The sequence below is a fragment of the Pseudomonas sp. UBA1879 genome, assembly GCF_002338065.1.
Lineage (GTDB): Bacteria > Pseudomonadota > Gammaproteobacteria > Pseudomonadales > Pseudomonadaceae > Aquipseudomonas.
This window is the reverse complement of sequence record NZ_DDHJ01000021.1, coordinates 183,300-195,960: the sequence shown is the minus strand read 5'-3', so window position 1 is coordinate 195,960 and position 12,661 is coordinate 183,300. Positions and strand designations below refer to the sequence as shown.

Below are 12,661 nucleotides of genomic sequence, written 5' to 3'. Positions count from 1 at the left end.
ATACCGTGCGCCCACAGGTGTCGAGAAGTCTTCAGCGAACGACGATGCCCTGCTTCGCCATAAACGCCTTGGCCTCCGGCACGGTGTATTCACCAAAGTGGAAGATACTCGCCGCCAGCACCGCGCTGGCATGGCCTTCCAGAACGCCATCGGCCAAGTGTTGGAGGTTACCGACGCCTCCCGACGCAATCACCGGAATGCCCAGCGCATCGCTGATTGCGCGGGTCACGCCCAGGTCGAAACCGTTTTTCATGCCGTCCTGATCCATGCTGGTCAGCAAAATTTCCCCGGCGCCCAGGCCTTCCATCTTTTTGGCCCACTCGACCGCGTCCAGACCGGTCGGCTTGCGACCGCCATGGGTGAAGATTTCCCAGCGCGGGGTCTCGCCTGGGCCGGACACCTTCTTGGCGTCGATCGCTACCACGATGCACTGCGAACCGAAACGCGCCGCCGCCTCGCCGACGAACTCGGGGTTGAACACTGCCGCCGTGTTGATCGAGACCTTGTCCGCCCCGGCATTGAGCAGGTTGCGGATATCCATCACGGTGCGCACGCCCCCGCCCACGGTCAGGGGGATGAACACCTGACTGGCCATGCGCTCGACGGTATGCAACGTGGTGTCGCGGCCATCGACGCTGGCGGTGATGTCGAGAAAGGTGATCTCATCAGCACCCTGCTCATCGTAACGACGGGCGATTTCCACCGGGTCACCGGCATCGCGGATGTTCTCGAACTTCACGCCCTTGACCACGCGACCGTTGTCGACGTCTAGGCAAGGGATGATGCGCTTGGCTAACGCCATAAGACTTAATCTCCGATTAAGAAGCTTCAAGCTTCAAGCTGCAGGAAAGAGCGGATCGCGTCACGCTGCTAACTTGCAGCTCGCCGCTTACAACTTGGAGCTGGCCGCGTAGCCATCACACAATGCCTGAGCCTCTGTGACATCCAGAGTCCCCTCATAAATCGCGCGGCCTGTGATGGCACCGATGATCCCCGGGGCCTTGGCATCCAGCAGCGCCTTGATGTCACCCAGGTTGTGAATGCCGCCGGACGCGATGACCGGGATTTTCGTGGCCGCTGCCAACGCGGCAGTGAACGGCACGTTGCAGCCTTGCATCATGCCGTCTTTGGCGATATCGGTATAAACGATGGCCGAAACGCCGTCCGCCTCAAACCGCTTCGCCAGGTCGATCACCTGCACCGAGCTGACTTCCGCCCAGCCATCGGTAGCGACGAAGCCGTCCTTGGCGTCCAAGCCGACGATAACCTTGCCCGGAAACGCGCGGCAGGCCTCAGCGACGAACTCAGGCTCTTTGACGGCCTTGGTGCCGATGATGACGTAGCTCACGCCCGCTTTGACGTAGTGCTCGATGGTTTCCAGCGAACGAATGCCGCCGCCGATCTGGATCGGCAGGTTCGGGTAACGCTTGGCGATGGCCGTCACGACTTCGCCGTTGACCGGCTGGCCTTCGAACGCACCGTTCAGGTCGACCAGATGCAGACGGCGGCAGCCACCGTCGACCCACTTGGCCGCCATGCTGACCGGGTCATCGGAGAATACCGTGGAATCTTCCATTCGGCCTTGGCGCAAGCGCACGCAGGCGCCGTCTTTCAGGTCGATAGCGGGGATGATCAGCATCAGTTTTTCCTTCGTCACAGTGGCTGCACGTTGCGAGCGTCAAGCTGCAAGCAGGCATGCGGAAATCAATCTTGCAGCGGTCAGCATTTAGCTTGTCGCTGCCCTTAATTTTTTTCGAGCGACCACATATCGCTTTCGAGGCCCTCAAAGCGCTCTTTCAATAGCGCCTGAGCGTCGAAGATCGCTCGGTTGTAGTAGTGCGGGGCAATTTCGCGCGTGAACAATTCAAGGATTTCGGCCGCTTCGAACGAACCGAGGCTCAGTTCGAAACGATCTTCCATGAACCGCTTGAGGGTCTGACAAGCCTCACGCTCCTGCTCAGGCGTGAGGGTCAGGATCGGCGGCTTGTTCTTCTTGCTCATTACCAGCGGCCGTCCCACGCAGCGAAGTTCTGCAGCAATTGCAGGCCATGGGTATGGCTCTTCTCGGGGTGGAACTGCACGGCAAAGCGCGAACCGTCAGCCAGCGCGGCAGCGAAGTCGAGGCCGTAGTGGCCGCGCCCGACAATCTGCCGAGGGTTCGGCGAGTCGATGTAATAGCTGTGTACGAAGTAGAACCGCGCCATGTCCGGAATGCTGTGCCACAGCGGGTGATCCACCGACTGCGTGACTTCGTTCCAGCCCATGTGCGGGACTTTCAGGTGTTGGCCGTCTTCGTGAAGGTCTTTGCCGAAGAAGCGCACTTGGCCTGGGAACACGCCAATGCAGTCCACGCCATCGTTCTCTTCACTACGGTCCAGCAACGCCTGCATGCCGACGCAGATGCCGAGAAACGGACGGTCCTGGCTGACTTCACGCACCAGCGCGTCGAAGCCCAAACGGCGGATCTCAGCCATGCAGTCGCGAATCGCGCCCACTCCGGGGAACACGATGCGGTCAGCTTCGCGAATCACGTCGGCGTCGCTGGTGACCAATACCCGGCCCGCGCCAACGTGTTCGAGGGCCTTGGCCACCGAGTGCAGGTTGCCCATGCCATAGTCGATAACGGCAACGGTCTGCATTACAACACGCCCTTGGTCGAGGGCATTTGGCCGGCCATGCGGTCGTCCAGCTCAACGGCCATGCGCAGCGCACGGCCGAACGCCTTGAACACGGTTTCGATCTGGTGGTGGGTGTTGTGGCCGCGCAGGTTGTCGATGTGCAGCGTCACGTTGGCGTGGTTGACGAAGCCCTGGAAGAATTCCTGGAACAGGTCCACGTCGAAGCCGCCGACCGTCGCGCGGGTGTAAGGCACGTGCATTTGCAGGCCGGGGCGACCCGAGAAGTCGATGACCACACGCGACAGTGCTTCATCCAGCGGGACATAGGCGTGGCCGTAACGACGGATGCCCTTTTTGTCGCCGATGGCTTTGCTGAAGGCCTGACCCAAGGTGATGCCGACGTCTTCCACCGTGTGGTGGTCGTCGATATGCAGGTCGCCTTTGCTTTCGATATCCAGATCGATCAACCCATGACGGGCGATCTGGTCGAGCATGTGTTCAAGAAAAGGAACGCCGATATCGAATCGGGCCTTTCCGGTGCCATCCAGGTTGATCGAGGCTTTGATCTGGGTTTCCAGGGTGTCGCGCTCGACGAACGCCTTACGTTCGGCCATCACCAGCTCCGCAAAATCATTGGGCGAAAAGGCGGCCATTATAGGCGTGTGGCGGGGAAACAGAAACACGAAGCGTGTTATGGGCGATGGAGAGATGCAGCGGGTTGGGAAGATAGACATGTCTGTACAAATGACATGTGGGAGCCGACTTGCTGGCGAAAACGGTGTGTCAGGCAACTCACCGGTTGCTGATTCACCGCTTTCGCCAGCAAGCCGGCTCCCACAGTTTTGATGTCGGCCTGATGATTCAGGCCGACTCAATCAACGCTTAGTGGAACAACACTGCTGTCTTCTGCAGGGTGATCCACACGCCCCACGCCAGCGGAATGCCCACCGCCAGCCAGGCCAGAATCGCCAGCGGCTTGGTGCCTGCGTCGGCTTTCCACTCCAGCGAAGTGGTGTGGTCCGCACCGGCATCGTGACCGATGGCCTGCTCGGCCTTCAATTGCTCGTCGGTCATGAAGTACTTGTCGGCCACCGGGCGCACCAGCATGTTGCAGATGAAGCCCAACACCAGCAGACCTGCAAGGATGTACAGCGTGATGTCGTAAGCATCGGCGCGCGCAACGCCGTGGCTCAGTTGATATTCACGCAGGTAGTTCACCAGCACCGGACCCAGCACCCCAGCCGCCGCCCAGGCGGTCAGCAGACGACCGTGGATCGCGCCGACCATTTGCGTACCGAACAGGTCAGCCAGGTAAGCCGGAACGGTGGCGAAACCGCCGCCGTACATCGACAGCACGACACAGAACGCCGCCACGAACAGCGCGACACTGCCCAGGTGACCCAGCGTCGGAACCGACGCGTACAGCAGGAAACCCAACGCGAAGAACACGAAGTAAGTGGCTTTACGGCCGATGTAGTCGGAGAAGGAGGCCCAGAAGAAGCGACCGCCAATGTTGAACAGACTCAGCAAACCGGTGAAGCCCGCTGCGATGGCCGCGATAGCCGCCAGTTGCGAAGCGTCCAGCTGCGAGAAGCCCTGATCGGTGCCCAGCAGCTTGCCGCCGAACACTTCCTGCAGCAGTGGCGATGCCATGCCGAGGATGCCGATACCGGCAGAAACGTTCAGGCACAGCACCAGCCACACCAGACGGAATTGCGGGGTTTTCCACGCAACGCTGACGTGTACGTGACGATTGGTGATCATCGCGCTGTTGGTTTTCTTCGCTGGCGCGGTCCAGCCTTCAGGCTTCCAGCCGGTTGGCGGAACGCGATAGGACAGTGCACCGCCGATCATGAAGATGAAGTAGATCACCGCCATGGCCACGAAGCTTTGCCATACCCCGACACTGTCAGGCGTCGCGAAATGGCTCATCAGCGCGGTCGCCAGTGGAGCACCCACCATTGCGCCGCCGCCGAAGCCCATGATCGCCATGCCGGTGGCCATGCCGCGCTTGTCCGGGAACCACTTGATCAGGGTCGACACCGGCGAAATGTAGCCCAAGCCCAGACCGATACCGCCGATCACGCCCGAGCCGATCCACGTCAGCCAGATCTGATGGGTGTAGACACCCAGCGCCGAGATCAGCAGACCGCCGCACCAGCACAGGGCCGAAACGACGCCCGCTTTGCGTGGACCTGCGTGTTCCAGCCAGCCACCCCAGATGGCAGCCGAGCAGCCCAGAAAGATGAAGAACAGGGTGTAGATCCAGCCGAGCATCGAGATCGGCCAGTCACAGGCGGAAGAGAAAATTTGCTGAAAGAAGCCCATGTCTGCCGGGCAGGCAACGGCGGTCTTGATACCGATAGCCTTTGACAGCGGCAACCAGAATACGGAGAAGCCGTACGCCATACCGATACACAGGTGAATAGCCAACGCTGCGGGTGGAACCAGCCAGCGGTTGAAACCGCGCTTGGCGATAATACGCTCTTTGGACAAGAACGCGGGCTGAGCGGCAGCGCCACCCAGAGCAGTACTCGTAGTCATTATTTTTTGCCCCTAGTTTTCAGTTGTGCCACGCAAGAACAGCGACATTGTTTCCGCTACCCCTCTTAATGCACGCAAGCATCGGGAGTTTCATCGGCAGAAAGTCTCATTACGTGACAATTCGACGCGGTAATGGGCCGCGGACGGCGGAAGATTAGCATTTGACGCGCGAGATAAAGCAATCTGCTATTACCTTTTTGACGCCACTCGTCACCGCGCACGCCGCAAATGAGACGAACGGCGATGCGGCATCGCACCCTCTTTCCGGCGCTCCGGTTTATTGCGTACAGTCGCTGGAGACCGTGCAAGGCCGATCAAAGCCCGGCACCTGCGTGAGAACGCTATACTCGCGGGCTAAATTTTGAACGACTCGATTACAAGGACTCGCCCATGAAAGCGTTCGGCAAAATCCTGGGACTATTCATTCTCGGGCTGTTGCTGATCATCGTGGCTCTCGGCTTCGCCTTGACCCATCTGTTTGATCCCAACGATTACAAAGACGAGATTCGTAAATTGGTTCGCGACCGGGCCCATGTCGAACTGACCCTCAATGGTGATATCGGCTGGAGCCTGTTCCCTTGGCTCGGCCTTGAACTGCACGACGCCAGTATCGCGACGCTGACCGAGCCGAGCCAACCGTTCGCCGACCTGCAAATGCTTGGCCTTTCAGTGCGCGTGCTTCCGCTGTTGCGCAAGGAAGTGCAGATGAGCGACGTGCGCGTCGAAGGCCTGAACCTGATGCTGACCCGCGACGAAAGCGGACACGGCAACTGGGAAGACATCGGCAAGACGCCTGCAAAAGCCGCGAACCCTGCGCAAACCCAGGCCCCCACACCGCCATCCGGCGAACCCGCGCCTGCGCCCGCACAACAGGAAAAAACCTGGCAGCCGCTGAAGCTGGACATCGACAGCCTGACTGTGAACAACGCCCGGGTCGATTTCAACGACATGCAAAAGGCCCGGCAATTCACCGCCGAGAGCATCCAGCTCAGCACTGGCCCGATTCACAACGCCACCGACATTCCGGTCAAGCTGACGGCGTTTCTCAGCACCAATCAACCGGTCGTGCGGACCAAGACCGAACTGACCGGCAAACTGCGCTTCGACCGCGCGCTCAAGCGTTATCAGCTCGACGACATGCGCTTCTCCGGCGAAGCCGCAGGCGATCCACTGCAAGGCAAGACGCTGACGTTTTCGGCACAGGGTCAATTGCTGGCAGACATGTCGGCGAACGTCGCCGAGTGGACCAACCTCAAACTCTCGGCTAACCAACTGCGCGCCTTGGGCGAACTGCATGTACGCGACCTGGACAAGGCCCCGCAACTGAGCGGCGGCATTTCCATCGCTCAATTCAACCTGCGCGAATTTCTCGACAGCATCGGCCAGACCGCGCCGACACTGGGCGACAACAGCCTGACGCGTCTGGAAATGGTCAGCCGCATCGCTGCAACGCAAAGCAGCTTTTCGCTGGATGACCTGACGCTGAAGGTCGATGACAGCACCTTCACCGGTCGCGTCGCGGTCGAAGATTTCGCCAGACAGTCGCTGCGCCTTCAGCTCAAGGCCGATACGTTCGACGCCGACCGTTATCGTCCGCCGCAAAGCGAACAGGCCAAGGCTGCAGGCGCTGCGCGCAAATCCGAAGTGCAGAGCAGCGAAGCCGACGCCATGATCCCTGCCGGTACGTCTCCCCTGCCGAACCAGCCGACCCAAGGCGCCTGGAGCGATGCGCGATTGCTGCCGCTGGAACGGATGCGCAAGCTGGACGTCGATGCCGACCTGAGTTTCGGCAAGCTGACGGTGGAAAAATTGGCGATCCAGAATGCGGCCCTGAAAACCTCCGCACTGGACGGCGTGGTCAAGCTGGACAGCCTGCGGGGCGATCTCTACAACGGCAATTTCGAGGTCAAAGGCAATCTCGACGTGCGGCCAGAAATCCCGCTCGCCGCCGTGCAGACACGCATTGCTCGCGTGCCCGTGGAACGGTTCATCCAGAGTCAGGGCACCACGCCTCCCCTGCGCGGCTTGCTGACGTTGAACAGTGATATCACGGCCAAGGGCAACAGCCAGAAAGCCTTGGTCGAAAGCCTCAACGGCACGGCCAACTTCGCGCTGAACGACGGCGTGTTGGTCAATGCCAACCTTGAGCAGCAGCTGTGTCGCGGGATTTCGGTCCTGAACCGCAAAACGTTGAGCGGCGATCCGCGCGGCAAGGACACGCCCTTCCAGCAACTCAACGGCAATCTGGTGTTCCGTAATGGCGTGGCCAGCAACCCCGACCTGAAAGTCCGCACGCCGGGCCTGAGCGTTAATGGTGATGGCGACATCGACCTGCGCGTGATGGGCATGAACTACCGCGTCGGCGTGATCATCGAAGGTGACAAGAGCGACATGCCGGACCCGGCCTGCGAGGTGAATCCACGCTTCGTCGGCATCGAATGGCCAATCCTCTGCCGCGGTCCGCTGGAGCTGGGCGCCAAGGCCTGCCGACTGGACAACGAAGGATTGGGCAAGGTCGCCGCCAAACTGGCGACTGACCGGATCGGCGACAAGATCGATGAAAAGCTGGGGGATAAGGTCAGTCCTGAGCTCAAGGATGCCATCAAGGGATTGTTCAAGCGGTAACCGTCAGTGGGCCGATCGCCCATCGGCCCAATGACACGATACCTGTGGGAGCCGGCTTGCTGGCGAATGCGGTATGTCAGCGACCTGATTCGGTACAGGCACACCGCTTTCGCCAGCGAGCCGGCTCCCACAATTTCGCGGCCCACAACCCTAATATCTTTCGAACCCCGGAACCACGATGCAACCCGAGCAGTTTTCCTCCGCCGTCCTCGACTGGTACGACCGTCACGGCCGTCACGATCTTCCCTGGCAACACGACATCACGCCCTACCGCGTCTGGGTGTCGGAAATCATGCTGCAACAAACCCAGGTCAGCACCGTACTGGGCTATTTCGACCGTTTCATGGAAGCGTTGCCCACGGTGCACGCATTGGCGGATGCGCCGGAAGACGAAGTGCTGCACCTGTGGACCGGGCTCGGTTACTACACCCGCGCCCGCAATCTGCAAAAGGCCGCGAAAATCGTCGTCGCCCAACACGGCGGTGAATTCCCCCGCGATGTTGAAAAGCTCACCGAATTACCCGGCATCGGCCAATCCACCGCTGGCGCGATTGCCAGCATCAGCATGGGCCTGCGAGCGCCGATCCTGGACGGCAACGTCAAACGCGTGCTGGCGCGTTTTACGGCCCAAGAGGGTTACCCAGGCGAGCCCAAGGTCGCTAAACAGATGTGGGCGACCGCCGAGCGCTTCACGCCCCACAACCGCGTCAACCACTACACTCAGGCGATGATGGACCTGGGCGCGACACTCTGCACCCGCAGCAAACCGAGCTGCCTGCTCTGCCCGCTGGAGCGCGGCTGCGAAGCGCACATGCTCGGCCAGGAGACGCGATACCCGATCCCGAAGCCGCGCAAGACCATTCCCCAGAAACGCACGCTGATGCCGATTTTCGCTAATCGTGAGGGCGAAATTCTTCTTTATCGCCGTCCCTCGACAGGCTTGTGGGGCGGTCTGTGGAGTCTGCCGGAACTGGACGCATTCGATGACATGCAGCATCTGGCCGACCAACATTCGCTGGAAATGGGCAAGCATCAGGCGCTGCCAGGCTTGATCCACACCTTCAGCCACTTTCAACTGAGCATCGAGCCCTGGCTGGTCCAGGTCGAGGAGTCCGCCCATCACGTGGCCGAGGACGACTGGCTCTGGTATAACCTCGCCACCCCGCCGCGCCTGGGCCTCGCTGCCCCGGTGAAAAAGCTGCTGAAACACGCAGCCGACGTCTTGAATGCAGGAGAATCGTCATGACCCGCACCGTAATGTGCCGCAAATACAAAGAAGAACTGCCCGGCCTGGAACGCCCACCGTACCCTGGGGCAAAAGGCGAAGACATTTATAACAACGTCTCGCAGAAAGCCTGGGCCGACTGGCAGAAACATCAGACCCTGCTGATCAACGAGCGGCGCCTGAACATGATGAACGCCGAAGACCGCAAATTCCTGCAGGCCGAGATGGACAAGTACCTCTCGGGCGAAGAGTACGCCAAGGCCGAAGGCTATGTTCCGCCGTCCGAATAACCCTTTGCGGACAGTGTCCGTCGTAAGCGGAGGAAATAATTCAAATTTTTTTCGACAACACGCTTGACGACCTCCTGAAAAACACGTCTAATGCGCCCCGTTGCCCAGATAGCTCAGTCGGTAGAGCAGGGGATTGAAAATCCCCGTGTCGGCGGTTCGATTCCGTCTCTGGGCACCACCTTTCGTTTTCAGGTGATGCCAAGCACACCCGAAAGCACACAAGAAGCCCGCTTAGTGCGGGCTTTTTGTTTTCTAAGATTCCTCACCATTCTCTAGTGTCCCCAGACGGATACGAGCTACGTCATGTCAATTGAAGCGCCTTCACATTCGCAAGTAGGCTTCGAACCATACGTCAACCGACACAGGTGCCATACAGATCATCATCAAGCATGCAACGTCAAGCAAGGGGATGTGCTGTTCTAACAGCTATCAACAGTGCATATTCTATGAAAATGGGCCTTGCGTGGCTTGGAGGGAACAAACCCGCCTTGCTATAGTTCTGGTGGGGGGCGTATGACATAGGTGATGAAATCTCCATCGCTCTAAGAACGCTGCCAGAGACATCATGATGTAAGCTACTCATAAATCGCCTACTAAATTTTTAGGCCTGTAGCAAATCTTCTGCCTTACACAACAGGCATGGCTGGCATCCGCGCTCAAGGAATGACCAATGTTGACATCTTTACGTATAAAAAACTTTAAAGCCTGGAGAGATACTGGAGAGATACGACTTGCTCCACTAACGGTGATTTTTGGCGCAAACAGTGCTGGCAAAAGTAGCTTAGGTCATTTACTGCTAGCTCTCAAACAAACAGCATTATCGGCAGATCGTAAAAGAGCATTGCACTTAGGCGATGACAACTCATTAATTGACTTAGGTACATTTAAAGAGTGCGTCTACCAGCACCAGCTAGACCGCCCGCTAGCCTTTGATCTTAGCTGGACGGTACCTTATCGATTAGAAGTGAAAGACCCGGTTTCCACAACCCGTTACTTTGGTAACGAGTTAACCCTTAGCACATCTATGCGCGCCCAAAAAAGAAGCGAGCAACCCCACATCGAAGAATTAACCTACAGACTTTATAATCAAGGAAATCTAAGTCTGTCTGCAGACTTCAAACGAGATGGAGAAAAATTAAACCTAACCACCTCTGAAAATTACAAGCTTCTAAGAAGTAGCGGCCGTGTATGGCCATTAGAAGACCCCGATAAATTCTATCGAATTTCCGATCAGAGTAGAGCGCGGTTTCAGAATTCTGATTTTTTAGCAGACTTCGCCCTTGAAACAGAAGCAGCTCTTGGTAGACTGTACTATTTAGGGCCATTAAGAGATCATCCCAAACGTATATATCAGTGGTCCGGAGACACTCCTGAAAGCGTAGGTCAAAAAGGCGAATTTACAATAGCGTCTGTATTGGCGGCAACAGCGCAGAGCAGAACACTGAACCGCGGCCCTAAAAAAAGACAATATCCATTTGAAACTTTTATAGCCCAATGGCTAAAGCAACTGGGCGTAATTGAAAGCTTTGAAGTAAAACCTGTTGCGGCCGGCCGCAAGGAATATGAAGTATTAGTTAAGACGCACACCACTTCAAGTGAAGTTAAGATCACTGACGTTGGCTTTGGGGTCTCCCAAATGTTACCAGCGTTAGTGCAGGCTTTCTATTGCCCTCCCAACTCCACAGTCTGGATGGAGCAACCAGAAATACATCTTCATCCTCAGGTACAGGCAGAACTTGCCGATGTATTTATCTCCTCCGTGCAATCAAAAGAAAATGGCAAGGATCGAAATATTCAACTGATCATAGAAAGTCATTCCGAACACTTTTTAAATCGACTACAACGCAGGATTGCCGAAGGCATAATTGACCCTAAGGAAGTAGCTATCTATTTTTGTAAACGGAAAGATACTGATGGCGAGGCAGAGCTGGAACCGCTTACCCTTAATATATATGGCGAAATTGAAAACTGGCCGGAAGACTTTTTTGGCGATGAAATGGCAGACATCACAGCTCGTACGTTGGCAGCGATTGAACGTAAGCGTTCGGAATCACGTAAATGAAGCTTCGAGTCGTTGATACCAACGTAATCCTGGCGGCCAACAGCGCTCACTCAGATATTTCCGATGAATGCATGGCGAGCTGTATTACTAAGTTATATGAGCTAAAAGCGAATGGAATAGTGGTGATCGATGATGGCTATCGGATACTTAGAGAATACCAACATAAAACCGATAGCAAAAAATGCAAAGGGCCAGGCGATGTGTTTTTAAAATGGCTCTTACAAAATAATGCGAATGCCAAACACTGCCACCAAGTCGCCATAAGCGAGTATGAAGAACACAAATTTCATGAGTTTCCAGTGCCCGAATTAGAAAAAAACTTTGATGCTCCCGACAGAAAATTTGCAGCGGTTGCCAATGCCCACCCACAAAAGCCTTCGATTCTGCAAGCTGCTGACTCCAAATGGTTAGATTGGCATGATGATCTAAAGCAGGCTGGAATAAACGTTGACTTTGTTTGCAGAGTAGATGTTTTACGTTTTTACGCAAAAAAATTCCCCAACAAACCGCAGCCTAATATCCATGAATGATTTTTTTCGATTCCCTCATACACCTCACCTTACGTGGTTAGCCAATGGCCGTCCTCGAGATGATAAAGTTCTTAGTCCAGCCGAGGTAGAAGAAATTCTTTCAGCACCAATAGTTATAGAAGAAAAACTAGATGGCGCTAACCTGGGACTCTCTATAGGTCCTGACGGAGCAATACGTGTTCAAAACCGAGGAAATTACTTATCTCCTCCATTTACAGGACAGTTTGAAAAACTGAAACCATGGCTTAAACTTCATGAAGACTCCATCTTTGACAGCTTAGATGAATCAGTAATTGTCTTTGGTGAATGGTGCGCGGCGCGGCACTCTCTTGACTATGTTGATCTACCGGACTTTTTCCTTGGATTTGATGTTTACGACAGAAATAATAATAGCTTCTGGTCCACTGACCGAAGAAACACTCTTCTTTCTGAAAGCGGACTAGCTTCGGTTTCCTTAATTGCACGCGGCCTGTATAAGATTGATGAGTTGAAGAAAATTGCTTCGGGAAAATCCAGCGTTTATCGGAATGGAAATATGGAGGGCATTGTTGTTCGAAAAGAAAATTCCGACTTCCTTATACAACGAGCAAAAATTGTTCGATCAGAATTTACTCAGGCTATTCAAGAACACTGGAGCAAAAGAGGCATAGAGTGGAACAAACTTGACAATGACCATTGACATTAATAAACCCAGAAACAGGAGCTTCCACTTTGGCTTTCTTGGAATCAAACAAAATCAGAGACAATACAGGGATCGAGATGCATAA

The 12,661-nt window shown here is 56.1% G+C and carries 12 protein-coding genes and 1 tRNA gene; 7 read left to right on the top strand and 6 right to left on the bottom strand.

Annotated features, from left to right (window positions below):
• Window positions 1-31 precede the first annotated feature (31 nt).
• The 6 genes from hisF to B3N48_RS24400 form a co-directional block, all read right to left on the bottom strand.
• Window positions 32-802 carry an imidazole glycerol phosphate synthase subunit HisF gene (hisF, locus tag B3N48_RS24425; protein ID WP_166594222.1) on the bottom strand — a complete coding sequence of 257 codons (771 nt, stop codon included), beginning with the start codon at window positions 800-802 and terminating at the stop codon, window positions 32-34.
• An 87-nt stretch (window positions 803-889) separates the two neighbouring features.
• Window positions 890-1,639, bottom strand: coding sequence for a 1-(5-phosphoribosyl)-5-[(5-phosphoribosylamino)methylideneamino]imidazole-4-carboxamide isomerase (gene hisA / locus B3N48_RS24420; RefSeq protein WP_296188018.1), 750 nt, complete (start codon window positions 1,637-1,639; stop codon window positions 890-892).
• Between the two features lie 104 nt (window positions 1,640-1,743).
• A complete protein-coding gene (locus B3N48_RS24415; protein WP_296188015.1) occupies window positions 1,744-2,001 on the bottom strand; it encodes a DUF2164 domain-containing protein in 258 nt (85 codons plus the stop codon).
• Entirely contained in the window at window positions 2,001-2,639 is a 639-nt protein-coding gene (gene hisH / locus B3N48_RS24410) for an imidazole glycerol phosphate synthase subunit HisH (RefSeq protein ID WP_296188013.1), read from the bottom strand. The genes B3N48_RS24415 and hisH overlap by 1 nt, the downstream gene beginning before the upstream one ends.
• Window positions 2,639-3,232, bottom strand: a complete 594-nt coding sequence (hisB, locus tag B3N48_RS24405; RefSeq protein WP_062379429.1) for an imidazoleglycerol-phosphate dehydratase HisB — start codon at window positions 3,230-3,232, stop codon at window positions 2,639-2,641. Before hisB ends, hisH begins: the two co-directional genes overlap by 1 nt.
• Before the next feature lie 268 nt (window positions 3,233-3,500).
• Window positions 3,501-5,162: an OFA family MFS transporter gene (locus tag B3N48_RS24400; RefSeq protein WP_296188010.1), complete on the bottom strand. Its 1,662-nt coding sequence runs from the start codon at window positions 5,160-5,162 to the stop codon at window positions 3,501-3,503.
• Between the two features lie 390 nt (window positions 5,163-5,552).
• On the opposite strand from B3N48_RS24400, the gene B3N48_RS24395 reads away from it, so the two are divergent.
• The 7 genes from B3N48_RS24395 to B3N48_RS24365 all read left to right on the top strand — a co-directional run bounded on the left by B3N48_RS24395 (window position 5,553) and on the right by B3N48_RS24365 (window position 12,573).
• The gene (locus tag B3N48_RS24395) at window positions 5,553-7,787 is read left to right on the top strand and encodes an AsmA family protein (protein WP_296188007.1); all 2,235 of its coding nucleotides are present in this window, start codon (window positions 5,553-5,555) and stop codon (window positions 7,785-7,787) included.
• A gap of 178 nt (window positions 7,788-7,965) precedes the next feature.
• Window positions 7,966-9,033 (top strand): A/G-specific adenine glycosylase, encoded by a 1,068-nt coding sequence (gene mutY / locus B3N48_RS24390; protein WP_296188005.1) that lies wholly within the window; start codon window positions 7,966-7,968, stop codon window positions 9,031-9,033.
• Complete coding sequence (locus tag B3N48_RS24385) at window positions 9,030-9,302, top strand: oxidative damage protection protein (RefSeq protein WP_296188003.1); 273 nt, start codon at window positions 9,030-9,032, stop codon at window positions 9,300-9,302. Before mutY ends, B3N48_RS24385 begins: the two co-directional genes overlap by 4 nt.
• A gap of 102 nt (window positions 9,303-9,404) precedes the next feature.
• Window positions 9,405-9,480 (top strand) — tRNA-Phe (locus B3N48_RS24380).
• Between the two features lie 492 nt (window positions 9,481-9,972).
• On the top strand, window positions 9,973-11,364 hold the full coding sequence (locus B3N48_RS24375) for a DUF3696 domain-containing protein (RefSeq protein ID WP_296188002.1): 1,392 nt from the start codon (window positions 9,973-9,975) through the stop codon (window positions 11,362-11,364).
• Window positions 11,361-11,894: a hypothetical protein gene (locus B3N48_RS24370; RefSeq protein ID WP_296188000.1), complete on the top strand. Its 534-nt coding sequence runs from the start codon at window positions 11,361-11,363 to the stop codon at window positions 11,892-11,894. The genes B3N48_RS24375 and B3N48_RS24370 overlap by 4 nt, the downstream gene beginning before the upstream one ends.
• Complete coding sequence (locus B3N48_RS24365; protein WP_296187997.1) at window positions 11,887-12,573, top strand: RNA ligase family protein; 687 nt, start codon at window positions 11,887-11,889, stop codon at window positions 12,571-12,573. Before B3N48_RS24370 ends, B3N48_RS24365 begins: the two co-directional genes overlap by 8 nt.
• Window positions 12,574-12,661 lie beyond the last annotated feature (88 nt).